At 41.7% G+C, this 25,811-nt stretch carries 22 protein-coding genes, 2 tRNA genes and 1 riboswitch; of the genes, 12 read left to right on the top strand and 12 right to left on the bottom strand.

Translation table 11 applies throughout. The features are described from left to right. The first annotated feature begins 203 nt into the window (after window positions 1-203). From N6H18_RS17635 to N6H18_RS17620, 4 genes are all read left to right on the top strand, one after another. Window positions 204-2,609, top strand: a complete 2,406-nt coding sequence (locus N6H18_RS17635) for an ATP-binding protein (RefSeq protein ID WP_262309600.1) — start codon at window positions 204-206, stop codon at window positions 2,607-2,609. Next, on the top strand, window positions 2,610-3,962 hold the full coding sequence (locus tag N6H18_RS17630) for a sigma-54-dependent transcriptional regulator (protein ID WP_262309599.1): 1,353 nt from the start codon (window positions 2,610-2,612) through the stop codon (window positions 3,960-3,962). Between the two features lie 119 nt (window positions 3,963-4,081). Then, window positions 4,082-4,219: a hypothetical protein gene (locus N6H18_RS17625; RefSeq protein ID WP_262309598.1), complete on the top strand. Its 138-nt coding sequence runs from the start codon at window positions 4,082-4,084 to the stop codon at window positions 4,217-4,219. Between the two features lie 58 nt (window positions 4,220-4,277). Then, complete coding sequence (locus tag N6H18_RS17620) at window positions 4,278-5,180, top strand: Cbp1 family collagen-binding glycoprotein adhesin (protein WP_262309597.1); 903 nt, start codon at window positions 4,278-4,280, stop codon at window positions 5,178-5,180. Window positions 5,181-5,901: 721 nt separating this feature from the next. On the opposite strand, the gene N6H18_RS17615 is transcribed toward N6H18_RS17620, so the two are convergent. The 4 genes from N6H18_RS17615 to era form a co-directional block, all read right to left on the bottom strand. Beyond that, window positions 5,902-8,340 (bottom strand): BspA family leucine-rich repeat surface protein, encoded by a 2,439-nt coding sequence (locus N6H18_RS17615; RefSeq protein ID WP_262309596.1) that lies wholly within the window; start codon window positions 8,338-8,340, stop codon window positions 5,902-5,904. A 216-nt stretch (window positions 8,341-8,556) separates the two neighbouring features. Continuing rightward, window positions 8,557-9,582, bottom strand: coding sequence for a threonine aldolase family protein (locus tag N6H18_RS17610; RefSeq protein WP_262309595.1), 1,026 nt, complete (start codon window positions 9,580-9,582; stop codon window positions 8,557-8,559). Between the two features lie 2 nt (window positions 9,583-9,584). Next, window positions 9,585-10,349 carry a lysophospholipid acyltransferase family protein gene (locus tag N6H18_RS17605; RefSeq protein WP_262309594.1) on the bottom strand — a complete coding sequence of 255 codons (765 nt, stop codon included), beginning with the start codon at window positions 10,347-10,349 and terminating at the stop codon, window positions 9,585-9,587. Between the two features lie 31 nt (window positions 10,350-10,380). Continuing rightward, window positions 10,381-11,271, bottom strand: coding sequence for a GTPase Era (gene era, locus N6H18_RS17600; RefSeq protein ID WP_262309593.1), 891 nt, complete (start codon window positions 11,269-11,271; stop codon window positions 10,381-10,383). Window positions 11,272-11,359: 88 nt separating this feature from the next. Between era and N6H18_RS17595 the strand changes: the two genes are divergently transcribed. Further along, window positions 11,360-11,432: transfer RNA gene (locus N6H18_RS17595), tRNA-Met, on the top strand. Between the two features lie 132 nt (window positions 11,433-11,564). On the opposite strand, the gene N6H18_RS17590 is transcribed toward N6H18_RS17595, so the two are convergent. The 4 genes from N6H18_RS17590 to N6H18_RS17575 form a co-directional block, all read right to left on the bottom strand. After that, on the bottom strand, window positions 11,565-12,377 hold the full coding sequence (locus N6H18_RS17590; RefSeq protein ID WP_262309592.1) for a universal stress protein: 813 nt from the start codon (window positions 12,375-12,377) through the stop codon (window positions 11,565-11,567). A gap of 3 nt (window positions 12,378-12,380) precedes the next feature. Further along, complete coding sequence (locus tag N6H18_RS18660) at window positions 12,381-12,827, bottom strand: DUF7218 family protein (RefSeq protein ID WP_316044822.1); 447 nt, start codon at window positions 12,825-12,827, stop codon at window positions 12,381-12,383. A 111-nt stretch (window positions 12,828-12,938) separates the two neighbouring features. Next, window positions 12,939-15,722 carry a leucine--tRNA ligase gene (gene leuS / locus N6H18_RS17580; RefSeq protein WP_262309591.1) on the bottom strand — a complete coding sequence of 928 codons (2,784 nt, stop codon included), beginning with the start codon at window positions 15,720-15,722 and terminating at the stop codon, window positions 12,939-12,941. Window positions 15,723-15,907: 185 nt separating this feature from the next. Then, window positions 15,908-15,981: transfer RNA gene (locus N6H18_RS17575), tRNA-Met, on the bottom strand. Window positions 15,982-16,093: 112 nt separating this feature from the next. On the opposite strand from N6H18_RS17575, the gene N6H18_RS17570 reads away from it, so the two are divergent. Continuing rightward, window positions 16,094-16,477: an START-like domain-containing protein gene (locus N6H18_RS17570; RefSeq protein ID WP_262309590.1), complete on the top strand. Its 384-nt coding sequence runs from the start codon at window positions 16,094-16,096 to the stop codon at window positions 16,475-16,477. A 1-nt stretch (window position 16,478) separates the two neighbouring features. On the opposite strand, the gene N6H18_RS17565 is transcribed toward N6H18_RS17570, so the two are convergent. Continuing rightward, complete coding sequence (locus N6H18_RS17565) at window positions 16,479-16,640, bottom strand: hypothetical protein (RefSeq protein ID WP_262309589.1); 162 nt, start codon at window positions 16,638-16,640, stop codon at window positions 16,479-16,481. A gap of 139 nt (window positions 16,641-16,779) precedes the next feature. Between N6H18_RS17565 and N6H18_RS17560 the strand changes: the two genes are divergently transcribed. Then, window positions 16,780-17,328 (top strand): thioredoxin family protein, encoded by a 549-nt coding sequence (locus N6H18_RS17560; RefSeq protein ID WP_262309588.1) that lies wholly within the window; start codon window positions 16,780-16,782, stop codon window positions 17,326-17,328. 47 nt (window positions 17,329-17,375) lie between these two features. Here the strand turns inward: N6H18_RS17560 and N6H18_RS17555 are convergent, their stop codons facing one another. The 3 genes from N6H18_RS17555 to N6H18_RS17545 form a co-directional block, all read right to left on the bottom strand. After that, window positions 17,376-17,879, bottom strand: a complete 504-nt coding sequence (locus N6H18_RS17555; protein WP_262309587.1) for a bifunctional adenosylcobinamide kinase/adenosylcobinamide-phosphate guanylyltransferase — start codon at window positions 17,877-17,879, stop codon at window positions 17,376-17,378. Window positions 17,880-17,933: 54 nt separating this feature from the next. Next, the gene (locus N6H18_RS17550; RefSeq protein WP_262309586.1) at window positions 17,934-19,022 is read right to left on the bottom strand and encodes a YncE family protein; all 1,089 of its coding nucleotides are present in this window, start codon (window positions 19,020-19,022) and stop codon (window positions 17,934-17,936) included. Window positions 19,023-19,114: 92 nt separating this feature from the next. Next, complete coding sequence (locus N6H18_RS17545) at window positions 19,115-20,995, bottom strand: TonB-dependent receptor (RefSeq protein ID WP_262309585.1); 1,881 nt, start codon at window positions 20,993-20,995, stop codon at window positions 19,115-19,117. A gap of 102 nt (window positions 20,996-21,097) precedes the next feature. Further along, a riboswitch (cobalamin riboswitch) is annotated at window positions 21,098-21,324 on the bottom strand. Between the two features lie 139 nt (window positions 21,325-21,463). Here N6H18_RS17545 and N6H18_RS17540 point away from each other — a divergent pair. The 5 genes from N6H18_RS17540 (at window position 21,464) to N6H18_RS17520 (ending at window position 25,805) form a co-directional block, all read left to right on the top strand. Further along, window positions 21,464-21,928 carry a hypothetical protein gene (locus tag N6H18_RS17540; RefSeq protein WP_262309584.1) on the top strand — a complete coding sequence of 155 codons (465 nt, stop codon included), beginning with the start codon at window positions 21,464-21,466 and terminating at the stop codon, window positions 21,926-21,928. A gap of 257 nt (window positions 21,929-22,185) precedes the next feature. Then, window positions 22,186-23,310 carry an ABC transporter substrate-binding protein gene (locus tag N6H18_RS17535; protein ID WP_262309583.1) on the top strand — a complete coding sequence of 375 codons (1,125 nt, stop codon included), beginning with the start codon at window positions 22,186-22,188 and terminating at the stop codon, window positions 23,308-23,310. 199 nt (window positions 23,311-23,509) lie between these two features. Next, entirely contained in the window at window positions 23,510-23,878 is a 369-nt protein-coding gene (locus N6H18_RS18820; protein WP_407692831.1) for a type II toxin-antitoxin system RelE family toxin, read from the top strand. 135 nt (window positions 23,879-24,013) lie between these two features. Next, entirely contained in the window at window positions 24,014-25,030 is a 1,017-nt protein-coding gene (locus tag N6H18_RS17525) for an iron ABC transporter permease (protein ID WP_262309581.1), read from the top strand. A gap of 1 nt (window position 25,031) precedes the next feature. Then, window positions 25,032-25,805: an ABC transporter ATP-binding protein gene (locus tag N6H18_RS17520; protein WP_262309580.1), complete on the top strand. Its 774-nt coding sequence runs from the start codon at window positions 25,032-25,034 to the stop codon at window positions 25,803-25,805. Window positions 25,806-25,811 lie beyond the last annotated feature (6 nt).

Raw genomic sequence — 25,811 nt, 5'->3', positions numbered from 1 at the left:
CTTAAGTTATAGAAAAATATAATTCAGAAAATGTAAAAGGTCAATGGGACATCACCATTGACCTTTTTCTTTTGCCATTGGTCTTATCCTCTAGCTTAACTTTGGCTGCTGTAACCCGTAAAACTTGTGGACGAACTAGTCAAAACTCACTTCCTTTTTTGTATCTATGAGGAATTGATTGATATAACTATGTTTCTAAGCCCTTGAAAAAGTCACTTTTCCCATATTTTCTCAGTACTTCGTTGCTGTTGCTCACATTGGGTGCAGCGGTCATAGGGTATTTTGCCTATCGCAATCTCAACCAGATTGTCAGTACTCTGGAGGAAGAAGTGAAGCCTAACCTGGATTTGATCATCCTAGGTCAGATATCTATCGAATTGGGGAGAATGGAAGATGCGATCGAGGGGTATGTGTTCAATCAGGACACGTCCTATATGGCAGATTTCAAGGCGAGAACACAAAATGCTATGGCTCACCTCGGAGAGTTGAGACTACGGAGTGCTGATTATGAATTTTCCAAATCTATTGATTCTTTAGAGAATCTCATTCTCAACAAAGTGACTGTATTGAATCAGGCCGCGCATCTTGATATGTTTTCTGTGGAGGAGACGTTTGCCTCCATTCCTCGTTTTGAGGAGACCAAAAAAGACACGGTGATCCTTATTGATACAGTGGTTTCCAATCAAAAGAAAATTGGTTTTCTGCAGAAGTTGCTTGGGAAAAAGGAGGTAGAAGTAATCACTACGGATAGTACTGTGATAGTAGAAGAACGCCCCACGGTAGATGTCAATTTGCAGTTGGATTCTATTGCCAGAAAGGCACAAAAGCGCGCCTACAACCAAAAGATAAGAGAGTTCACCCTCTACAAGGATCATCAAGACATTGATGCAGAGATCGTGGCGTTGATCAAAAGGATGGAAACTTGGCAAATCACTCGCATCAAACAAATGGCGCTGCAAACACAGGATAGAGTTCGGTTTACCAATCGATACATCACTATTTTTAGTTTCATGGCCTCTGTGATTTTGTTCATTACCTTGACGATGTTGATCATCTATGTCCTGCGTACCAGGAGTCATCAGATGGTATTGAATTTGGCCAAACAAAACGCCTTGCAAACTGCCAAGGAGAAGGAAGAGTTTTTGGCCAATATGAGTCACGAAATTCGTACCCCTATGAATGCAATCGCAGGGTTTGCCAAAACACTGCTCAATTCGAACCTCAGTGCGCAACAGCTGGAACAGGTTTCTATCATCGACAAGTCTTCCAACCATCTGATCCATATTTTGAATGATGTATTGGACTTTTCTAAACTGCAATCGGGTAAGATAAAATTAGATATCACGCCATTTGATCCTGAGATTGTGATCAAAGAGGCGGTGCAGCTGTTGAGTCAAAAGGCAGAAGAGAAAGGATTGCGTCTCAAGTGTGAGGTGTCTTCTCTGCCCAAGTGTCTGTCGGGAGATGCATTTAGATTGAGACAAATCCTACTCAATCTGATCTTTAATAGCATCAAATTCACGGAAAGTGGAGAGATAAGCGTACGTGCGACATCAGTCATACGGGAAGATAAGACCTACCTGCAAATCGACATCAGTGATACGGGAATTGGGATTCCACCTGATCGACAAGCTTTGGTATTTGATGAATTTGAGCAAGTCAATGGGAGTGACAAACAAACTGGAACAGGTCTTGGATTGACCATTACCAAAAAGCTGATTGACATCCATCAAGGAAGCATCAGATTGCAAAGTGTCGTTGGTGAGGGAACTACCTTCTCGATAGAGCTACCTTATGAGGAGTTGGAGCCTAATGAAGAAGAATTGAAATCTAATAATCATAGTGACTTTGATTTTTTGGGTGTTCACTTGCTCATAGCAGACGACGAGCCGTTCAATGTTAAGTTGCTGAAAACGATCTTGGATGCACAAAATATCAGTTACGATGTAGGGATCGATGGACAAGCAACCTATGAATTGTTGAGTCGACACAAGTATGATCTCTTGCTTTTGGATTTTCGAATGCCCAAAATGAGCGGTCCAGAGGTGGCCAGTTTGCTCAGGAAGGAGGGAGGTATCAATGCTGGGATTCCGATCTTAGGTTTGACGGCAACAGTCTCTGATCAGCACCTAAAAACCGCAGTTGATTCTGGTATCGACCAAATCATCAGAAAACCTTTTAAGCCCGAAGACTTGTTGAGAGCAATGGCAGATCAGTTGAAAACAAGGTCTTTTATTAATTCATCTGGGGGCTTGATCAAAAAGAAGAGACCGCAGCAGTTTTCTTTGGATGGACTTCATCAAATGGGCGATGAGTTTTTCGTCATGGACATGGTTGAGACTTTTATCAGTAGTTCTCAAAAGAATCTGGAGATGTTGGATAGGGAGGTAAATACGCAGAATTGGGAAGGAGCTGCTGATGTTTTGCATCGAATCATCGCACCAGCCAGACACTTCAAGTTGACTGAGTTGGTCCATCTGCTCAAGGAGACCGAACTTTCCGCTCGAAGGGGCACACCCATACCCAGAGAGCGTCTGGGTAAAATCAAAGAAGAAACACTTTCGGTGATTGAATCGCTTCAATTATATTTACAGCAAACACAAATTTAGATGAGGCAGCAGTCATGGAAGGTTTTTGTCGTAGAGGATGACGAATGGTACAGAAAGCTATTGGTGCATACTTTAAGTCTCAATCCTGACTATGAAGTGTCAACATACGAAAACGGCTCATCTCTTTTGGCCGATCTGAAGAAGAGACCTGATTTGATCACTCTTGATTTTCGTCTTCCGGATTATTCTGGAGCAGAATTGTTCGACAAGATCAAGGCTTTTGATCCCAATATCGAGATCGTTATGATCTCAGAGCAGCAGGATGTGGAGACAGCTGTCAGTCTACTCAAAAAAGGAGCCTATGACTACCTTACCAAAAGTGAAGATATCCGTGACCGGCTGATTCATGTACTCAACAAGCTGGGCAAAAACAAGGAATTGATCCAACGTGTGGAGACTTTGCAAGAGGAGGTAGAGCGAAAATACGATTTTCAGTCCAGCATCATAGGACAGAGTGCGGGCATCAAAAAGGTGTTTCGTATGATCGAAAAAGCAGTCACTACCAACCTGACGGTAATGATCACAGGAGAAACAGGGACAGGTAAAGAAGTGGTAGCCAAAGCGATCCATTACAACAGTCCGTTGAGAAACAAGGCTTTTGTGCCAGTCAACATGAGTGCCATCCCACGTGAATTGATTGAAAGTGAACTTTTTGGACATGAAAAGGGCTCATTTACTGGGGCAACTAGTCAGAGAATTGGCAAGTTTGAGCAGGCACATGGAGGTACTTTGTTTTTGGATGAAATAGGAGAGATGGAGATCTCGCTACAGGCCAAGCTCCTTCGTGCCTTGCAGGAAAAGGAAATCACCAGAGTAGGGGGGACGCAAGTGGTGAAGGTGAATTGTCGGGTGATAGTAGCCACTCATCGCAACTTGTTGGAGGAAATGAAAAATGGCAATTTCAGAGAAGACCTCTACTATAGGTTATTTGGTCTGCCTATCGAACTGCCTCCTTTGCGAGACAGAGACAAGGATGTGGTGATTTTGGCTAAACATTTTGCAGAGACCTTTGCCAAAGAAAACCATCAGTCCCACAAGAGTTTTAGTCAGGAGACTTTGCAGAAGCTGATGAACTATAGATATCCTGGCAATATCCGCGAACTCAAATCGATCATTGAGTTGGCCATGGTCATGGCAGATGGTGATGAGATCACTGCAGACGATATCACCTTTGCACAAAGAGATGTGGTATCCGATGTCCTCTCGGAGGAACTCACCATGAAAGAATATCAACTCAAAATCATTAAGCTTTACCTCAAGCAATATGATGACAATATCAAACTAGTCGCTGACAAACTGGACATAGGCCAGTCTACGATCTATCGACTACTCAAAGAAGAATCCCTCTCTTAATGAGTGATTTTTTCTCATTTTGAGAAAAAATCACAAGTGCTATTATTTGTAACTAACTGTAAATCAGTGTTTAATGTTTTTGGTATATCTGTTGGTATCAACGGATCAAATCATAGATCATGAGACGATTTGTACTGACATTATCTTGTATAGCATTGACAAGCATTGCGACATCCGAAAGCCAAGAGCCTCAGATAGAGCAGCACGATGATGCAATCAGAGAATCGATTCAAGTCAATCGTCATGCATGGTACTAGATTCCCTTTTAATCCCTGTTATCCTTAAATAAAATAATTAGACCTAAAAATTATAATCATGAAAGATAGAACTATAAAAATCACTGTATTACTTGTTGCTTTAGTGGTGACGGTAGGACTCATAGCCTTGTTCTTCACGATGGAAGAAGAGAAGAGTAAATTGTCTGAAAAGTCCATTCAGCTGGAGCAGCAATTGGAGGCAAGAGATTCGGCTTACAATGAAATCATCGACATCATGTACAGCGTGGAGTCCAAAATAGAGAGCATCAAAGACAGAGAAAGCTTGATATCTAACATTTCGATGGGAGATGTCAACAAGGCTGATAAAATGCAAATGATGAAGGATATGAGCCTTATTGATAGTTTGATCCTTGAGACCAACGAAAAAGTTGCAAGCCTTTCGGCTAGATTGGATGATGCTAATATCAACTTGAAATCATTTCAAAACAAAATCAGTAACCTTTCTCTGGAATTGAAAGAGAGAAAGGAGTCACTTATAGCCTTGCAAGAAAACTTGAAAGAAAAGGATATTCAAATCATAGATTTGACCACTGATTTGAACACATTGGAGACTAAAGTTGTCAATCAAGATTCTACGATTCAAGATCAAATGAAAGTGCTGGATCAACAAGATGTCAAGTTGAACAAGGCCTATCTAGCTATCGGAACGAGAAAAATATTGGAAGAAGAAGGTCTTGTAACGAAAGAAGGAGGCTTCCTAGGAATGGGTAAAACGACAGCTTTGAAAAGCGATGTGCCACAAGAGAAGTTTGAAGAAATTGACATACGTACGACTAAAAATCTATTGATTGATGCAGAAGAAGTTGATTTCATTACAGAGCACCCAAGTAGCTCATATGAAATCGTCAAAGAAGGAGACAATGTCAAGTTCATCAAGATTGTCAATCCAGAGGAATTTTGGAAGATATCTAAGTTCTTGGTAGTGGCAGTCAATAGCTAAATGATCAAAGAATTTGTGACATCAGCCTGTGGATTGGTGTCACCATTCAACCCGTTAATGATTTGAAATAGAAAACTGGTAATTAGTTTGAGTGGAGTGGTGGATTTGTCTGCCATCTTTTCAACCAGAATTGCTTTCCCCTGTGCAAGACAGCCAAAGATCACCCAATCGCTTTGACTGATTCCAGTCTTCTATTTTACACATGCGTCATAGCATGGAATTTGTGTTATGTAAGCAGAGGCTGCTATCTGCTCATATAAAAGACTCACGCAAGTGGGTCTTTTTTTTTGTGGCTATATGAGAAACATAGATACAAAAAAAAGCTGCTCATCCCGTCCGGATCAGCAGCTTAAGCATGATTATGAAAGACTAAATTACTATTCTATTTTGGTGGAACCTTTCGGTTCGTGTAGTCAACTACTCTATTTCTCTTCTCTTTGCTATAACTACAATGCAATGATATCATCAATTGGTTGCCTTCTAAAGTTGAAATCGGTGAAGTGTAGGATTTGTTAGGTGAAATGCAGAATTATTGTTGTGTATTATTTTCGATTAATACTAATAATTGGGAGGCTTCTTTGTGTTGGTTTATGGTGTGTAGTATGTGTTTATATTGTTGAACTAAAAATCAGTCGTTGGCCAGCAAACTTCGCTTTCTAGGAATGCTTGCCAACGATCTGATGGTTGTTGTGGGTATGCTTAATTACTAGTGAAAAAAAAATTATTGTTTGATAAACGATTTGATATGTGTTTTTTGATCTGTGACTACCTTTAGTAAATAGTAACCACTTTTCAACTGATTTATATCTAATTGATTACCAGTTGATTTTATATTCATTGCTTTTCCATGTATATCAAAAACATCAAGCTGATTGATAGTTTCTTCATCGGATTGAACGGAAATGTACTGAGATGTAGGATTAGGATAGACAATGATAGATCTGCTGAGATTTTCTCTGACGCTTGTGATGATTGTTACTTCCAATACTTGCTCGACAGGAGTGGCAGGGTTGTAATTAGTATTACCATCTTGGGATGCAGTAATGATAGTGGTACCAGCACCGATTATCGTGACGGATGTACCAGAGATAGTAGCTACATTAAGATTTGAACTGGTAAATGTTATTGGATTACCAGACTCTCCACCTTCCGCATTCAATTCGAATGGTGTATCTAGGATTGTTTTTGATACTATTGGACTAAAAGTAATGAGTTGTTCTGCCTTGTTTACTGTCAATGTAAGTGGAACTGGAGTTGCAGGTCCATAGATATCGTTTCCATCTTGGTTAGCGATAATAATACTACTTCCTGCTCCATGGATGGTGACCGTGTTTCCTTCAACGGTAGCGACATCTAAATTGGAACTTGTAAAGAATATTGGGTTGTTAGATGCCCCCCCACTAGCGCTCAATTCAAATGGTTCGTCACCATAGTTTTTTACAGAAAAAGGTGCAAATGTGATTGTTTGAATGCATCCAACGTCTGCTATAAAATCCCATCCATGGTCATCAATCAATTCTTGTCTCGTAGCACGAGCATTACAATAGCTTATTCCATCTGCTCCTAAGCTGATGTCGGCTGGAATAGGTTGTGCAAGCCAACCTTGCAAGGTAAGGTCATAATTAACTACGGATAAGCCGCTGAGATCAAAGAAATGTTCCATAGTTGTAGCATTTTCAATATTCCAATTACCAATATTTTGATCAAAATTGGTAGCCATATTGAACATCCAGGCTAAATTTTCGGCATTGCTGACATCCCAGTTGCTGATATCTTGATTAAATACTGGGGCATTATCAAACATGGATTCCATGTTGATTACACTACTTACGTCCCAGTCACTGATGTCTTGATTGAATAGAAGAGCACTGGAGAACATGCCGTAGGTACTCATGACCTTACTCATATCCCACTTGCTTACATCTTGGTTGAAATTGGATGCTAAATAGAAAGTCCCTGACATGTCAAGAACGTTGCTTACGTCCCAATCACTCACATTACCATTGAAGTTGGTGGCTCCACCAAATGTACCTAGCATACTAGTTACATTACTTACATCCCAATTGTTCAGATCTTGATTGAAGCTAGTTGCTTCCGCAAAAGTATATTTCAGACTATTTACGCCACTTACATTCCAATTGCCAATATCTTGATTAAAGCTGCTAGCTTGGTAAAAAGTGTATTCAATGTTGATTAAAGAGCTTACATCCCATCCGCTAATGTCTTGGTTGAAACTAGTGGCTCTACAAAACATCCAGCTCATACGTTCCGCCTTACTTACATTCCAATCACCTATATCTTGATTGAAATCTGTAGCCTCATAAAAAAGTGAACTAAGCGTGGTTACACTGCTTACGTCCCATGAACTAAGGTCAGCATTGAAACTGGAACATTGACTGAAAGTGGAAGCCATGTTGGTTACATTACTTACATTCCACTCACTGATGTCTCCATTAAATACTGTAGCATTTTTAAACATGTAGGCCATTTGATGTAAATTAGATACGTCCCAATCACTAATGTTGCCATTGAAACTAGTAGCATCCCAAAACATCCCAAACATGGTTTCTACCTGAGATACATCCCAAGTATTTAAATCAACATTGAAATTGGTGGCATCTCTAAACATAAATTCCATGTTCGTAATATTACTGACATCCCAGCCACTTATATCTTGGTTAAGCATGTGTGCAGACTGAAACATGCTTCCTAAATGGGTCACGTTGCTTAAGTCTGGAGCGTCTGTGGCAGAGATTGTCAGATTGTTACACCCTTGAAAAGCATATTGCATTGAAGACCAAGGGTTAGAGCCCCATTGCTCTACAGTAAGTATTTTTAGCTTGTCTCCTCCGTCGGAAAATGCAATTCTAGGGAAAGTACCAGATATTTCGACTCGATAGGTACCTGCTGTCGAAAATTCAATTGTATGTGAGCCGGTGAGGCCTGTTTCGGTACCATTGTGAGTATTATTACCTACTTCTTCCCAATAGATCGAATAGTCATAAGTCACTCCAGTACCATAGGTTGGTATTGTTATTTGGGTTTCTGTACTGGTGCCAGGGTTGTCTGTTTTCCAGGTAGTTATAAAGGAATCTTGTGCTGATAACTTTCCAATGGTGATTAAAAGTATACATAGTAGAAAGCTGAATGTTGTTTTCATGATTAATCTTGAATAGTGGTGTGTTTAAATCCAAAATTAGATGATCACTGAACCAAAAGAATCACTATAAATAATGATATATAAAAATCCCCAAAAAGGGTGATAGGCATCAAAGACCCTGATTTGAACCTATCTCATACACTACTGTTATGTAGTCATAAGCTTGGAAAATGAGGAGATCTCTTTAATAATGAGAGATGAAGTTCTATCCAAACGTCAAAGTAGTTTTATCTCTTTGATTTTTTGCAATTGCTCATCCGTAAAGTCTAGATGTGTTACTAGACGAATTTGATTTTTACCAAAACCAACAGCCAACAATCCTTTTTCTTTCCATTCGGAGAGTAAGAGATTGGTATCGATCTTGGGGTCGATTTTTAGAACAACGATGTTAGTGCCAGCATTAAGTACTTCTTGTACATATGGTTTGGTAACAAATATTTCTTCCAGTTGTTTGGCTCGTTGATGATCCTCAGCCAATCGATCAATATGATGATCCAATGCATAGATGCCTGCAGCTGCCAGATAGCCAGCTTGGCGCATGGCTCCTCCTAGAACCTTGCGTACTCTCTTGGCCTTTAGTACACTTTCGTGACTTCCTACTAGCACCGAACCGACAGGTGCGCCGAGACCTTTGGATAGGCATACGGAAATGGTGTTGAAGTATTTTCCTAGTGCTTGAGTAGAATAGGGACTTTCTATCACGGCGTTGAACACACGAGCGCCATCTAGGTGCATGCGCAAATTGTTGAGTGCCGCGACTTGAGCAATTTTTTTTATTTCTTCTATGTCCCAAATACTCCCACCTCCTTTGTTGGAGGTGTTTTCTATGGAAATGAGGCTGGTTTTAGGAAAGTGAATATCATCTGGGTTGATATTGTCCAAAACGTCTGTTGCGGTGAAGCGACCTTTGTTTCCTGCGATCATTCTTAGAGACACGCCAGCATTGTACGCCACGCCCCCACCTTCGTAATGATAGATGTGAGCAGTTTGATCACAAATCACCTCATCTCCTGGTTGAGTGTGTATCTTGATCGCAATTTGATTGGTCATAGTACCTGACGGACAAAAAATACCCGCTTCTTTGCCAAAGAGTTGAGCGACTTTTGACTCTAGTAGACTAACAGTTGGATCTTCACCGAAGATATCGTCACCGACTGATGCCTCCATCATAGATTCCAACATAGGGGCAGTAGGTTTGGTGACGGTATCACTTCTCAGGTCTATCCACTGTGTTGTTTTCATCTCTATGACTGGGTGATTAGATTGTTTTTTTTGTTGAGTTCTGACTGGATCATGTTGTAGACATCATTTTGAAAATCTTTGATATTATCCATCGAGTATTTCTTAGGGTCTAGAGGTTCGTGTATTACGATTCTACATTTGCGTCTTCTGAAAAAATATTTTCCATCCGTAGGGAACATGTGCCAGTTGTCGGCTAGTGTAACTGGGACGATGGGTGCACCTGTTTCTATAGACATTCTGAAAGGCCCTTCTTTGAATGCATGCATTTTGGGTGGCTCGGTGCTTTTGATTCCTCCCTCTGGAAAGACTGCTAGTGAAAAACCGTTGTGCAGTGCATCGATGCTTTGCTTGTATGTGGCGTAGCGTTCGCGCATCTTGGAACGATCTACTGTGATGTGAAACTTTTTGAACATGTAACCAAAAAATGGAACCTTGGCGATGGATAACTTCCCTACGTATTTGAATGGGATCGGCACGAAAGGCAAGATGGCTACATCTAAAAAGGAGAAGTGATTAGGGCATAATATGTAGCTGGATGTTTTTGACAGTTTTACTTTTTGAGTAATCTCCATCCGCACACCGATCAAGAAGAAGAAAACATGCGCCCAATAATGGTTGAGTATCAATCCAAACCTTGGCATTTTGAACTTGTCGGCAATCACAAACAAAGGAAATAGTAAAATAAACGTAGTGACAAACAAAATCACACAGTATGCACCATATATCCTGAGTATCACCTTCCACAACAAAGTGTCCTTTATATTCATTTCCTTCCTTGTTTATTAATCTGCTAAGATATTAACTCTTGTACCCGAATCGCTTGAGGCTTCTGTCCTTTTTTCGCCAATCCTCTTCTACTTTGACGAATGTCTCTAAAAAAACCTTCTTTCCAAAGAAGGCTTCTAGTTTCAATCGTGATTCAATCCCTACTTTTTTGATGGCCTCTCCACCCTTGCCTATGATGATGGCTTTTTGGGACTTGCGCTCGACGAAAATTTCTGCTCGGAGATGTATGATGTCTTCTTCCTCTACAAAAGAAGTGATTTCTACCTCCGAACTATAAGGTACTTCTTGTTTGTAGTTTTTGAATATTGACTCTCTGACTATCTCGGATGCGAAAAAGCGCTCTGGCTTGTCTGTCAAAGTGTCTGCTGGAAAATAGGGAGGGTGTACAGGGAGCAACTCCATGATTCTAGCAAAGAGTTTGTCAATATTGATTTTTTCCAAAGCAGAGACGCAGATGATTTCAAGATTGGGGTGGATCAATTCCCAGTAATCAATTTTGTCTTTTAGTCTCGACCCTTTGTCTAGGTCAGTTTTGTTGATAACAAACAAAACGGGCGTTTTATTGGCTATGATTTTTTCAAGAATCTCTTCTTCCTCGTCCTGTTTTTCCATGAGATCCACGACATAGATGACCATGTCTGCATCTTCCAAGGAGGAGGATACAAAACTCATCATGGATTTTTGCAAGGAGTAAAGAGGCTTGAGTAGACCAGGTGTGTCAGAATAGATAATTTGGAAATCATCTCCTGTCAACACTCCCATAATCCTATGTCTGGTGGTCTGTGCTTTGGAAGTGATGATAGACAAATTGTCGCCTACCAATGCATTCATCAATGTTGATTTTCCGGCGTTTGGCTTGCCTATTATGCTTACAAAGCCTGATTTGAAATTTGTTTGATCCATATTACTAATATATTAACAAAGGTACTTGCTTTTTACTAAATGGCTGCCTACTTTTGCATCACAATCACAGACGAAGTGGTTGATACATCGCGGGATGGAGCAGTTGGTAGCTCGTCGGGCTCATAACCCGAAGGTCGCTAGTTCGAGTCTAGCTCCCGCTACTACTAAAAAAGGGTCAACATTTGTTGACCCTTTTTTTTTCTAAAATTTCGATTCTTTTATGTGGAGAGAGGGTTGTCTAGGGATCAGAGACATAAAGTAGTCTGTGCCTAGTATTGGAAGTTTATCTGTTTTTAGGGTAGGATGAGAATTGGTATTTGGGTATGATAGACCATGTCTTCGGTTACACTGATATGAAATAGCTTTTGGAAGAAGTTTTTGTCACGAGGTAAGGCAATTAATAAGTCTGGTTTTTCCTTTCCAATGTATTCCTGAATCCCAGCTATTGGATCATTGTTGTAGACAAAATGATGCTCGTGCATTGTTTCTGAAAAATGATGATGCATAGCTGTTTTTTTGATGAGTGTTTCATGATTTTTGTCTTTGTCAGACACATGGAGGATTTTTAGTTGTGCGTGATTATCCTGCAGCCATTTTTTGATGAAATGAATGTGGTCAATATTTATAGACTCTAAGTCACTCGTCAATACTACTGACTTCATCTGCTTACATTTAGCCTCCAAAGGGATGGCTAAAATGGGGGTATTTACCTTTTGCATGACTTCAGCTGTATTGGATCCGACAGTCACCCGTTCAAAGGCAGATTTCTGTCTTGTTCCCATGACAATCAGGTCTGCTTTTTTGTTTTTTACAGCACTTTCGATGACGAGCGGTAGCGGACCCTCTTCAAAAAGAGTGTCTACTTGCATGGTGAATTGTAAACTACCTTTTTCGTGTTCTAATTTTTGCTGTAGACTACTTTTTAAGCTGGGATCGTAATAGACCGGAATGCTTGGCGTATTAGAATATGGTACGTGTGGTTTGAATCCATGCACAAGTGTGAAATGTATTTCTTTTCTGCTTGTCCAAGTTTGTGTGATCTGATGGATGCAATTGATGGCATGCTTGGCTGCCTCGGTAAAATCCGTTGCGAGTAGTATGTTCATGGTTCAATGGTTTCTTAATGCGTAGATTAATTCAGCTTTGTTCATGCTTGATCTCCCTTCTATGCCAATTTTTTTTGCTTGGTCATAGAGCTCTTGTTTGCTTCTTTTTTCGTACGGAGCGGCTTGACCACCTTTTTTACCACTGTCAGGGGTATTGGCAATTCTGGCTGCTTTCTCTTTTGACATGCCTTGATCTCTCAATGCTTCGTATTGTTTCTCATTCTTAATTCTAGAGGCCATTTTTTTAGCGTTTGATTCTGATGGGGAAGAAAGAATAAACCATGCCAAAGCTTTTTTGGCAATGAGAAGGAGGACAACGAACAGTTTTATGTAGAGAAACTTCCCGTATATTGGGTATTGTGTGGCGAAAACACCGCAGGAATAATAGACGATACTATTCTCTTTTGAATAACATAATTCAGGAGCGCATGGTGGTTTGATGAGTATCAAACTTAAACGCACTTTTGCCAAAGAAAAAATAGCACCAAGCTTTGTCTTGGTGCTATCTCATGTTTTCATTGATCCGAAGGGAATGATAGGAGAATGATCTCCTTCATAGAATCAAACAACGATGTTGATGATTCTGTTGGGGACGATGATGGTCTTCTTCGGTGCTTTTCCTTCCGTCCATTTGAGGACTACCTCGTGAACCAATACTTGTTTTTCAATTTCCCCTTTGTCCATGTCTGTGGGGAAACTGATTTTGGCTCTCACTTTTCCGTTGATCGAGATAGGGTACTCGTGTGTACTTTCTGTCAAGAGACTTTCGTCAAAAGCTGGGAAAGTAGCTGTGCTGATGCCATTTTTATGACCCAATTTCAGCCATAGCTCTTCACTGATGTGTGGTGCAAATGGAGAAAGAATGATGACGAGGTCTTCCAATATTTCTTTCTTGCTGCACTTCAATGCAGTCAATTCATTGACGGCAATCATCAGCGTACTCACAGAAGTATTGAGAGACAAGTTATTGATGTCATCCTCTATCTTTTTGATTGCTTTGTGCAGGATTTTTAGTTCCTCAGGAGTGGCTTTCTCCTCAGATACTGCCCACTCGTCCTGCGCATTGTGGAATAGTCTCCAAGTCTTGCGCAAGAACTTAGATACACCGTCTATACCATGCGTGTTCCACGGCTTGAACTGCTCCAATGGTCCCAAGAACATCTCGTACATTCTAAGTGTATCTGCGCCGTATTTTTCGATGATGTCATCTGGATTTACGACATTGTATTTGGACTTGGACATCTTTTCTACCTCATAGCCACAGACATATTTGTCGTCCTCCAAGATGAATTCTGCATCTTTTAGATCAGGTCTCCAAGCCTTGAATGCTTCTGTATCCAATACATCATTGTTGACAAGGCTCACTTCTACGTGCATAGGAGAGTAGTCGTATTCTTCCTTTTTGTTGAAAGAAACGAATTGATTGCTTCCTTTGATGCGATAGACAAAATTGGATCGTCCCTGAATCATTCCTTGATTTACCAGTTTTTTGAAAGGTTCTTCTTGCTCCACATATCCCATGTCAAACAAGAATTTGTTCCAAAAACGAGAGTAGAGTAGGTGACCAGTCGCATGCTCAGTACCACCGATGTAGAGATCTACATCTTTCCAATATTTTTGCACGTCATCCGCTACGAATGCTTCGTCATTCTGTGCATCCATGTATCTGTACCAATACCAACTCGATCCTGCCCAGCCCGGCATAGTACTCATCTCCAAAGGATAGCTTGTCGTTTCTCCTTTGGGCGTGTAAGTGAAGTTCTCTGCTCTCGCCAGCGGAGGATCTCCATCAGCAGTAGGTAGGTATTTGTCGATCTCAGGCAATACAATGGGCAAATCAGCCACGTCCACTGGATACGGAATGCTATCCTTGAAGTAAACGGGTACAGGCTCGCCCCAATACCTCTGTCTTGCGAAAATTGCATCTCTGATTCTGTAGTTGATCTTGCCAGTACCGATACCTTTGTCTTCTAGGAATTTGATTGCGGTAGCTGTGGCTTCTTTGAAGGTAAGACCTTCTAGCATGCCTTTGTTGATAATTTTACCTTCTTTGGTAGGATTGGCTTCTTTACTTACATCCATGCCTTCGTAGATTGGCAAGATCGGGAGATCAAAATGCTTGGCAAAATCATAGTCTCGTTGATCTCCACCAGGTACAGCCATTACTGCTCCTGTACCATATCCTGCTAGTACATAATCTGCTATCCATACTGGGACTTTCTGCCCATCGAAAGGATTGATGGCATACGCTCCTGTAAATGCGCCAGAGACAGTTTTGACGTTGGTCATGCGGTCTCTTTCGGATTTGTTTCTCGCGACCTCTACATATGCTTCTACTTCAGCTCTTTGCTCATCTGTAGTGATTTTTTTGATGAGTTCAAGTTCTGGTGCCAATACGAGAAAAGTCACACCTAGTACCGTATCTATCCTAGTGGTAAACACGGTGATTTTTTCTTCATGACCCTCGATATCTAGGGTCATTTCAGCTCCCTGAGATTTTCCAATCCAGTTGCGCTGCATTTCTTTCAAAGGTTCAGACCAATCTAGTGTGTCCAGGCCTTGCAGCAATCTTTCCGCATAGGCAGTAATGCGCATGCTCCATTGCTTCATTTGTTTTTTGACCACAGGGAAGCCACCTCTTTCGGAGAAACCATCCTTGATTTCGTCTTGCGCGAGTACTGTACCTAGTTCTGGACACCAGTTGACCGTGGTGGTAGATAGATAGGTCAATCTATACTGAAGGAGGATTTCTTGTTTTTCTTTTTCGGAATAGCCGTTCCAGTCTGAGGCGGAGAATGTATTGACTGCATCATCCGAGACTGCATTGACTTTGCTATTTCCTTCTTTGGCAAATATTTGAATCAAACTATCGATAGATTCTGCATGGTTGCTGTCATTGTTGTACCACGAGTTGAACAATTGGATGAAAATCCACTGAGTCCATTTGTAATAACTAGCGTCACAGGTTCTGACCTCTTTGCTCCAATCAAAGGAGAAACCTATATTTTTCAATTGCTCTTTGTATCGAGCGATGTTTTCTTCTGTTGTGATTGCAGGATGCTGACCAGTTTGGATGGCATATTGCTCGGCAGGCAGACCGAAGGCATCAAAACCCATTGGATGCAGTACGTTGAATCCTTTGGTGCGCTTGTATCTTGAGATGATGTCAGAGGCAATGTACCCTAATGGATGCCCGACATGCAAGCCTGCTCCTGATGGGTATGGAAACATGTCCAAAGCATAGAATTTGGGTTTGGAAGGATCAACCTCAGCTTTGAAAGTTTGGTTGTCTGACCAGTATTGTTGCCATTTTTTTTCGATCTCGGAGTGGTTGTATTCTGCCATAGTGTGCTTGATTCAAGATTGATTTAATTGCTTGCAAAGCTATTTTTTTTGTTAAAAATCTGCCTGTGAATTGGGGATAAATCTTCAATGGAATATGGGGATTTAACCGCAGCAATTAATAATTGAAAAGTCTAGTTAAAAAAACAAAAACCCTTATATTACAAGAATACAAGGGTTTGAAAAAGTAGCGAAGACGGGAGTTGAACCCGTGACCTCAGGGTTATGAATCCTGCGCTCTAACCAACTGAGCTACCTCGCCATTGATTTTGGAGGTGCAAAGCTATTCATATTGTTGATTTATCAATGGAAGAATAGAAAAAAAATTAGTTAGCTTAGGAGAAAATTTCATTGAAGCACATAGTGTATTGAGTATGAGTAAATTCAAATATGTAGGTGAGTACGAAGTAAGGGCGTCCAAAAAGATGTTATATCCTTATCTATCTACCGCTAGTGGTTTAGCACAGTGGTTTGCAGACAATGTGAACATAGATGAGGATAAGAATTTTACTTTTTATTGGGATGGAGAGGAGAGTCGTGCACAAATGACATCACATCGAACCAATAGTCAGGTTAGATTTGATTTTATCTCTGATGATGAAGATCCCAGTTATTTGGAGTTCAAATTGGATATGAATGAACTGACTCAGGAAGTTTTCATTCGAGTGACAGATTACTCTGATATGGATGATGAGCAAGAGCTAAAAGACCTGTGGGAAAGTTTGATTCATAGTCTGAGAGAACTGGTGGGGGGTTAAGTCAGGCATGTTCCATCCTCACCACTATTCCTTCACAAGCACCACATTTTCCAGCAAATAGCCCAGGCTTGCCTATTTCTTCATGGCAGGCCTTGCACCACACACGACCACATCCCTTGCATTTGAATACAGCCCTTTTTTGACATCTGTTGCAGTTTTCCATGGTTAAATTTTTGCCTTAAAATAAACCATGGAAAAGTAATACGAAAACATTGTGTTCGAAACTTTTTTGCAGTGGATGCTGTATTGCTAGTGTATTGATATAAAAACCTTATTTTTGTATGAGGGTTAAATATTTTGAGATGAGAGATTACACAAAGATATTCATGATTTTGGTCGCTGTAGCAGTGATTGGGTCGTCTTATGCGCTGGTTGAAAAAGAACCCAAAGCAACAGAAGTAAAGTGGTACACTTTCGAAGAGGCCGTAGCATTGAACAAAACCAAACCCAAGAAAATTTTTATAGACGTATATACCGACTGGTGTGGATGGTGCAAGAAAATGGATGCAGGCACATTCAATCATCCAGAAATTGCCAAATACCTCAATGAAAAGTATTATCCAGTCAAATTGAACGCAGAGCAACGTGAAGACATTCAATTCAATGATCACACCTTTAAGTGGCAAGACACAGGGAGAAATGGTATCCACGAATTGGCTTATTCCCTGCTCAATGGCAAAATGAGTTACCCCACTGTGGTGTTTATGGACGAAGAATTTAGGTTGTTGTCACCAGTCCCTGGATATTTAGAAGTAGGGGTGTTTGATAAAATCATCAGGTACTACGGGGGTGATAATTACAAGTCCACTCCATGGGAAGAGTTTCAGGAAAACTACAAACCGAGTTTTTGATTGCCAATGCGCATTTTCTGCTCTTGAGTTTTATATCAATAGCCTATCTATTTAATCCTCTGTGCCAAACCTGAGATCAGGAAATATGCCTCATCGGCATGTTGTGCTATGAGCTGATTGGTCCAGCCCTGCAATTCTACGAAATCTCTGCCCATTTTGGAGTCTGCATGCAAGCCCATTCCGATTTCGTTGGAGATGATGAGCAAGGTGCCCTCATAGGCGATGAGTTTTAAGAATTGTTCTTTGGCCTGGGCAAATGATTTGTCTCTTTCATACTGCTGGGTAGAAAAGATGTTTGTGAGCCATAAGGTGACACAGTCGATGACTATAGTGGTATTTTCTGGGAGAACATCGCCTAGATATATTTGCTCTTCGATAGTTGTCCAACGCTCGTCCCGATCTGATTGATGTCGAGAGATTCGCTCTTCGAATTCTTGATCCCATTTTTTGGCTGTTGCCAAATAATAAGGCTTGTCAGAAAAATCCTGTGCCAATTGTTGTGCAAAGCCTGATTTGCCAGACCGCTCACCTCCTGTAATATATATGATCATAATATGTAAAGATACTCTGCATTTGCAGAGCATCTTATGTAGGTGGATTGGGGATTAATATGCAATGCCATTTGGACCAATGCCAACAGTATATTGGTCGATGAAAGTGCCATTCAATTCGTATCGTTTGATAGACCCAGGGTTGGTGAAATCAGGAGCATCACCTGCTATGATGTGGTTTTCGGACTTGTCTATGCCAAAACCATACAGGCTGGTAAATTGATCTGCTGCGATGATCTCTGTAAAGTCTGATACAGATGTCACTTCGATAGGTGCAGTACTGATACCGCTTTTGTATTTGAAAACAAGAGTTTTACCTTCTGAGTCAATATTCAAACGCGAAGGGCCTATGCCTGTTTCTGGTGCATTGATTTTCAATTCTACAGTATTGTTTTCTGAGTCAATCTTAGCTAAGAATGCAGGTGTAGAGTTTTCAGCATTGACATAGTCTGTAAGGCCGTTACCAGTCACCCACACATTTTCGTTTTTATCGACAGCCAAAGTAGATGGATTGTCCCCTACTTCTATTGTTTTGATGATTTCGTCTGTCTCAGTATCTATGACCACTACAGTGTTATCATAACCCCAACCTCCAGAATTGGCTGCATAGACCATGTTGTCCACCAAAACCATTTGATTGGTTCCTGCACCTGTACTGATGGAATCGGTGATGGTATTGGTAGTAAGATCGATTATTTTGATAGAACTTGTCACACCATCAGGCCCCCAATCAGATACATATCCTTTGTTTGCACTTATTCCCAAGAAATATGTTGGGGAAGAAAGTCCTTCAGAGATCGTAGCTACTGAGGAATAATCCAAAGTACTGATTACTTCTAGCTTTGATGAGTTTTGTACGACAATATATCCTAGATCATTGAATACTGTCATGGATTGTGCTTGATCACCCAGTGGTCTGCCTGTGTTGGTTTCGAACAGGTTGTTGGTTACTGTTAATGTAGCCTTGTCGAAATAAGATAAACTGGTGTTGGCATTGCCCCAAGCTCCCTCATTGACGATGAAAAATCCATCCTGTCCAGGCGTGAATTTGCTGCCATCATCCTCTGTACATGCAGAAAATGCTAGAACGAAAACCAATAAAGAGGCTTTCAAAAAGTTGTTGAAAAGTGTGTTTGTTTTCATGTGTTATATTAAATCTAATTTGAAAATATGTTGGTTTAGAATCAGCAATACTTGTTTAGGATTATATGAATAATTATCTCATGGATTCTATGTTAATTGAATGTATAAACAAGGTTGAGTTGATAATTGATGCCTGGCATAGGGTAGGCGCGTCGCACTTCATACGAAGTATCGAAAATGTTTTTGACCTGTAGTGTGCTTTGAATTGCGTGCTTTTGTGCCAATGCAAATTTGTATCCCACACTCAAATCAGTCAAGGCATATGGATCTACTGCTCTGATCTCTATATTACCATCATCAGAATATTGCTTGCCTGCATAAATGAGGTTGACGCCTGCTTGGATACTGCGCCAGTGGTACTGTACAAAGGCATTCCCCTGATGCTTGGGGGTATAGACTTGCTGGAGATTCCCAAATAGCTCGTCAGGTTTCTCAGGGGTGGATAGTACAAATTGATAATTGCCATCCAAGGTGATTCGGCTGTTTTGATTGAGCTGATATTGGGCATGCAGGTTTTGTTCTATGCCATAGGACCACAGCTCTTTGAGGTTGATAGGTGTCCAGTAACTGCCGAGATCATTCCAAAATATCCAATCGAGAATGTGGTTATAGAAGACGGTACCTTCGTAATGGAAGGATAGTGATTCTTTTTTGGCATGGATCAAATAGCCAATCTCGTAACTCATGCCGTTTTCGGGGACTAGGTCTGGATTTCCTTTCGCTCCTGATCCTGACCAATAGAGGTCGTTGAAGGTAGGTATGCGGTAACTTTTAGCCACTTTGGCTTTGATATCTAGCCAAGAGTTGGTGTGGTAGTTCAGTCCAAGTGAAGGAAGGATCGGTTTGAAATCTCCATCGACCATATTTGTACGGATGGCCAGGTTGAGTTCCAATTTTTGCCTGATTGCAAGATGACTGGAAACAAAAAGTGCCATTCTGTTTCGATCCTGTATGTCACTGTAGTTGTCTGCATCGCCACTCTCGTGGGTAGCATTGAGACCAATTTCTAATTGGAGGTGTCTGCTGGCTCTGTAGTTGAACAAAGCCTCGTTGATGATGGATTGAGAGTGGCTGTGCGAATGGGTGTTGATCTTGTCGTCATAGTTTAGCACATGATCTAGTAGCCCTAATTTGTAATTGAGTCGCCAAGCATTGCTAAGTTTTTGATCGTATTTTAAGATGGCTCTATGGAATTGATCGTATTGAATCGCATTGGATTCCTGTCCTGCACCTGCTGTTTTGGGGACGTGGGTATCGTTGTCCTGGTACCAGTGTTTTAGCTCCAACAGACCGTTGGGCAATGGTCGATAGGCGAGTTCTGTCAAGATGCCATATTGCTTGACTTGGGCATTGCGCATGGTTTCGTCTGACTGGTTGTACACATTGTAGAACTCAAAATCATTGTCGGCTTCTTTGAGGAAGGCTCGGACTCCCAAACTCAACTTTTGGGTGGCAGCCTTCACTTTGAATGCGTGACTTTGTAGTCCGAAGCTGCCAAGTTGTTCGTGGAGAGAGGCGGAGATGCCAGACTGGAAGGAAGGGGCACTGCTTCCCATTTGGATCGTCCCACCCATGGCACCCGATCCAAACATGGAGCTACTACCACCAAACTGAATCGATACATCGTCTACCATGATGGATGGAACGAGATTGAGGTCCAGACTGCCGTTCATCTGACTTTGGAGGTTGAGTCCTTCCCACACCACTGCTGTTTGGTTGCTGCCAGTTCCACGCAGAGATGGTGTGGACAATCCACCGATACCATAAGCTCTGATGTTGAGTGGAGCGATTTTGGTCAGGAGCATGGCTAGGGAATTGCCATCGTTCATCTTTTGAATACCGCTATCAATGAGGATGATTTTGTCAGCAGCGGCAAAAGTCCTCATGCGACTGGAATAGACACTGACCCCATCCAGCAGGACAGAATCCTGCTGTGACCATGCCAAATGACATAGTAAACATAAAAGGGACATAATAACAACTCTCCGCATATGAATCAGATTAAAATACAGAGCAGCCCAAGATGTAGAAGGATAATATTCCATCTCAATCCCAAGACCTTTCACCCGAAAGCTCAGTAATCAAAATTATAGGCAGGTCTCCTGGCTTTCCTGATTTTTGATAACCTTCCCAGTACATGACCAGTGGTGTTGTGGATCAAAAATGTATTCTATTTGCTAGAATCAAGGATTACAGTTGCGGGGACAGCTTCGGATTTTTCTTTCTGAACGAGAATCACCGAATTCCCTTTTAATCAGACGATGCAGCAGGCAACGTCCAAACCAATAATTACCGCAATGTTAAAGGATTTTAGAGTATTGTTAGACAGAAGGTAAGAAATATTCGGTATTTTTAGATTGACTCGTAATAATGCAAGTCTTGGTGCAACTAAACAAGAATCAAAAGCATCTACAGAGATGTTGCATACAAACTAACTACCTATGAGATTCCTAGATAAAATTTTCAAGTCTCCTCCCAAAAAGAAGCAGGCAGCTTGCAGTATTTGTAAATCCATAATGAATCAAAATGATGGATTTGCCTTGTCCACAGCGCAAGTGGTGTCTTCGCGCAAATATTGGGATCGCAAAATGGTAGAACCTGAAACGCTCTCGTACACTACTGCTCATTTCAAAAACCAAGATCAGCGTGCTACGATGATGAGAAAAATCATCTTTGAAAAGACCGCAGGCAAAGAGATTGTTTGGATGACTTGCGAATCTTGTATTGATCATTTTGAGGTATGCCAAGACGAAACCAAACAGCTAGCCGCACAATGGTGGCAAAATGATACGGGCTTTGTCTTGCCCAACAAGGGAAAGGCGGAAGACAACATGTCCTCTGAAGATTTTGAAGAAATTAAATCCTATGCTACCATGGAGGCAGGATCTTCTTTCGTGAGAAGGTAAATTTGAATCGGTACTACCACGAATGTAATGGTAGAATCATTTTATTGAATGAATGCTTCATGGTCGTCTGTTTTAAACCGTTGAAACGGTTGGGTTGTACCTTGCATTTCCTATAGCCCAGGGTTTAAACCCTGGGCTATAGGTGGTAATCGTTTGCTTATTGGATTTATCCATTTTTATTTCGCCATTAAATTGAGGGTAGAACTTTTGAATCAAGTTTCGGAGTTCATCAAAAATTGTCCGAGCTTGCGGAACTTATGAAAAATCTTGTTCCCTTTTTAATTGTCTTTGGCTTTTGGGCATGTCAGCCCAATGAAACTCATACCACCACCTCAGAACCCAATGTAGGAATCGTCCAATACGCCGAGCGCTTCTCTATAGAAAGTATGGAGGGCTATCGCATCATCACGGTCAACCAACCTTGGCAAGGCAATGAAGATGCTTTGACTTACATGATTTATGATGATTCCATCCCTGAGGGAGAGGCTTATCATCATTTCATCCCCATCAAATATCCGGTCAATAGCTTGGTCTCCAACTCTACTACCCATCTTTCTTTTTTGGAGATTTTGGGGGTTGAGGAGAAGTTAAAGGGTTTTGCCCAAACACAGTATATCTATTCGTCCAAGATCAATCAACTATTGGATGCTCAGCATATGGTAGAGATCGGGAGTGAAGGAAAAATAGATGTAGAGCAGGTATTGAATCTGAAAGCAGACATCGTATTGGCCTTTGTGGCAAGGGGTGAAAATCGCCAACTGGAGAAATTGCAGGAGCTAGGACAGACCATTGTCTTGACTCCTGATTACATGGAGAACACCGTTTTGGGACGGGCAGAGTGGATCAAATTTGTAGGGTATCTGACTGGAAAGGAAAAGGAATCTGAGGCATATTTTGATCAAGTGGTCTTGGCCTATGATTCATTGCTTGCTATGGTGACTGAGGTGAATCGACCCACCGTTTATTCGGGTACTTTGTACGGCGGCACATGGTTCATGCCTGCGGGCAACAACTACAACGGTATGATGATCAACGATGCTGGAGGTAACTATCTCTGGTCGGATGATCAGGGCAACGGCTGGCTGAATCTGGACTTTGAAGCAGTGTATGCCAAAGCACACGATGCGGATTTTTGGATCGGTGCGGCCAACTATGAGTCGCTGGCAGACATAGTCGCAGCAGACGAAAGGTATGCGGATTTCAAGGCATTCAAAACTGGACAGGTATATACCTACACCAAGCGATCCACTGCCAATGGAGGCAATGACTACTTTGAGTCAGGCAACGCCAATCCGCATCTCTTGCTGGCCGATCATATCAAAATCCTCCATCCAGAACTGTTGCCGGACTATGAACTGTACTATTATAAGAAATTGGAGTAAGCCGAGATAGCTTTGATAAGCCGCACTGATTACTGCGGTAGGCGTGCTGTATGTAGAGTTTCTCTGCTGTATCAACCCTATCAGGGTTGTATTGATATTAGACATGGATGGTTTCGAAACCACGATTTTTTGATTGAGAGTAACCCTGACAGGGTTCTTTCTCGAATAGGGCTATCCTGAAGGTCAATTTCCTAGTATCATGGTCAACTCATATCAGTATTTATCTATAACCTGTCAACTTATTTTAGAACGAGACCTTGAAAACCTTCCTGCAGGCTGCAGGGACAAATTCTGCGTGCTAGAAACCTTCCCGACGACATCAGGAGCAAAACCGCCAGTTGACAGTACCGCTTGCTACTGTCATAAAGGATATCCAAAAGTGTCAATAACAAGATTTTCAAATCTATTAGCGAATGATCCACGCCCCAGTGGAGCCAAAAAGCTAAAAGGGAACTCCCAAAACTGGCGTATAAGGATAGGAAACCACAGAGTACTCTACACCATTGATGACGAAATTAGAATCGTTGATATTCGAAAAGTAGGACACAGGAAGGATAGCTATTCCTAGTTTTTTACTCAAATATTCTATTAGCTTTGCTTTATTTGGAGGTAAAGAAAATGGCTATTGGTTAAATAGTATAGTCATTGAAAACGATTTCAGCTTTATACTTTCAACTTTATAACTCTATACTTTCAACTCTAAGTGTTCAAATCCATTCTCTTTCTAGGACTCCTTTGTGCAGCGCTTTTTGTGCTCAATATCGTCGTGGGCTCGGTATGGATACCGCCATCAGATCTATACGTGATCATCACCGACCCATCGGATGACACACGGGTGTGGCAAAATATTATCTTCAATTACCGCCTGCCACGTGCGTTGGCGGCACTGTTGGCGGGGGCTTCTTTGAGTCTGAGTGGCTTGTTTATGCAGACCTTTTTCCGCAATCCCTTGGCAGGACCTTTTGTGTTGGGAATTAGCTCTGGTGCGAGTTTGGGCGTGGCTTTGGTCGTACTGGGGAGTTCATTTTTTTCTGTGATAGGCTTGACCTATTACGCAGGGATATCTACGACTTTGGGTGCTATTATGGGTTCTTTTTTGGTCTTCTTGGTAGTGATTTACTTTTCTACCAAAGTGGCCGATCATACTTCTCTGTTGATCATTGGTCTGATGTTTAGTTCGGCGACAGGGGCCGTGGTGAGTGTGCTACAGTATTTTAGCAATCCTGAGGATATACAGGCCTATCTGATGTGGACTTTTGGGGATTTGGGCAGCGTGACGATGGGAGAGTTGACAATGATGGTACCCCTCATCATGATTGGATTGGTCTCTTCCATATTCCTGCTGAAACCTCTGAATATCTACCTAATCGGCAATGCCTATGCGCGCAATGCGGGCCTGAATTTGCAACGATCCAAATACGCCATCATCTGCGTGACGGCCCTACTGGCGGGGACGGTGACGGCCTATTGTGGACCGATTGCTTTCATAGGATTGGCTGGGCCACACATCGCGCGGATGATATTGGATACTTCCGATCATAAGAAGTTGATTCCTTACTCAGCCGTGATGGGATCCGTGGTGTTGTTGTTTTGTGACATGGTGTCTCGCTTGCCTGGATTGGCTCAGTCTCTGCCACTCAACGCCATCACCTCTCTGCTAGGTGGACCGCTGGTGATCTGGCTGATTGTGAAACGAAAGAACATTCAAAGTGGATTTTGACATGAAGGCACTCAGTACAGCACATCTAAGTATCGGGTATGGCGAAAAAATCATTGCCTCGGAGGTCAGCCTAGCCCTGCAACCAGGGCAACTGATCTGTCTACTGGGACAGAACGGGGTAGGAAAGAGCACTTTGCTTAGGACGCTGTCTGGCACACAAACACCGCTGTCTGGTGAAGTCATGATCGGGGAGGAAAAACTGAGCAACATGGATAGAAAGGATCTTGCCAAGCAAATCGGCATCATCACCACTGACAAAATCGGGATGTCCAACATGAGTGTCAGAGAGTTGGTCGCACTGGGTAGATTTCCCTACACCAACTGGATAGGAAAGGAGAGTACCGAAGACAAACGCAAAATCCAAGAATCCATCGATCTGTGCAAGATCAACTACATCGAGCACGCCAAGCTAGGCACGCTGAGTGATGGACAGTTTCAAAAAGCCATGGTAGCCAGAGCACTGGCGCAGGACACGGACTTCATCCTGATGGACGAACCGACTGCCCATCTTGATATCGTCAATCGTATCGATATGTTTGGTTTGTTTGCAGCCATCAAGTCCAAGACCCAAAAGGCCATCCTGGTTTCTACTCATGAGCTAGATCTGTCGCTGCAGTTTGCAGATCAGCTCTGGCTCATGGACTTCAACTCGGCCATCGTATCTGGTGATCCAGCATCACTCATCCAATCTGGCGCCATCACCAAGATATTCCATCATGAGGAGTACGAGATAGACCTTTCCAATGCCAAGAGCATGATTCGTAGGAAAAAATAGATTGAA

This window comes from Reichenbachiella agarivorans (assembly GCF_025502585.1).
In the GTDB taxonomy this organism is placed as follows: Bacteria; Bacteroidota; Bacteroidia; order Cytophagales; family Cyclobacteriaceae; genus Reichenbachiella; species Reichenbachiella agarivorans.
The sequence above is the reverse complement of the archived record's forward strand: the minus strand, read 5'-3'. Positions and strand labels throughout refer to the sequence as shown.

Bases quoted from the DNA above. Each gene is read 5' to 3' on its own strand.
- N6H18_RS17630 (WP_262309599.1), top strand. From the start codon at position 2,610: ATGAGGCAGCAGTCATGGAAGGTTTTTGTCGTAGAGGATGACGAATGG.
- N6H18_RS17540 (WP_262309584.1), top strand. From the start codon at position 21,464: ATGAGATTCCTAGATAAAATTTTCAAGTCTCCTCCCAAAAAGAAGCAG.
- N6H18_RS17545 (WP_262309585.1), bottom strand. From the start codon at position 20,995: ATGTCCCTTTTATGTTTACTATGTCATTTGGCATGGTCACAGCAGGAT.
- N6H18_RS17610 (WP_262309595.1), bottom strand. From the start codon at position 9,582: ATGAAAACAACACAGTGGATAGACCTGAGAAGTGATACCGTCACCAAA.
- N6H18_RS17550 (WP_262309586.1), bottom strand. From the start codon at position 19,022: ATGAAAACAAACACACTTTTCAACAACTTTTTGAAAGCCTCTTTATTG.
- N6H18_RS17570 (WP_262309590.1), top strand. From the start codon at position 16,094: ATGAGTAAATTCAAATATGTAGGTGAGTACGAAGTAAGGGCGTCCAAA.
- N6H18_RS17625 (WP_262309598.1), top strand. From the start codon at position 4,082: ATGAGACGATTTGTACTGACATTATCTTGTATAGCATTGACAAGCATT.
- N6H18_RS18820 (WP_407692831.1), top strand. From the start codon at position 23,510: ATGGTCAACTCATATCAGTATTTATCTATAACCTGTCAACTTATTTTA.
- N6H18_RS17615 (WP_262309596.1), bottom strand. From the start codon at position 8,340: ATGAAAACAACATTCAGCTTTCTACTATGTATACTTTTAATCACCATT.
- N6H18_RS17560 (WP_262309588.1), top strand. From the start codon at position 16,780: ATGAGAGATTACACAAAGATATTCATGATTTTGGTCGCTGTAGCAGTG.
- N6H18_RS17620 (WP_262309597.1), top strand. From the start codon at position 4,278: ATGAAAGATAGAACTATAAAAATCACTGTATTACTTGTTGCTTTAGTG.
- N6H18_RS17520 (WP_262309580.1), top strand. From the start codon at position 25,032: ATGAAGGCACTCAGTACAGCACATCTAAGTATCGGGTATGGCGAAAAA.
- N6H18_RS17555 (WP_262309587.1), bottom strand. From the start codon at position 17,879: ATGATCATATATATTACAGGAGGTGAGCGGTCTGGCAAATCAGGCTTT.
- leuS (WP_262309591.1), bottom strand. From the start codon at position 15,722: ATGGCAGAATACAACCACTCCGAGATCGAAAAAAAATGGCAACAATAC.
- N6H18_RS17605 (WP_262309594.1), bottom strand. From the start codon at position 10,349: ATGAATATAAAGGACACTTTGTTGTGGAAGGTGATACTCAGGATATAT.
- N6H18_RS17565 (WP_262309589.1), bottom strand. From the start codon at position 16,640: ATGGAAAACTGCAACAGATGTCAAAAAAGGGCTGTATTCAAATGCAAG.
- N6H18_RS17590 (WP_262309592.1), bottom strand. From the start codon at position 12,377: ATGAACATACTACTCGCAACGGATTTTACCGAGGCAGCCAAGCATGCC.
- N6H18_RS17535 (WP_262309583.1), top strand. From the start codon at position 22,186: ATGAAAAATCTTGTTCCCTTTTTAATTGTCTTTGGCTTTTGGGCATGT.
- era (WP_262309593.1), bottom strand. From the start codon at position 11,271: ATGGATCAAACAAATTTCAAATCAGGCTTTGTAAGCATAATAGGCAAG.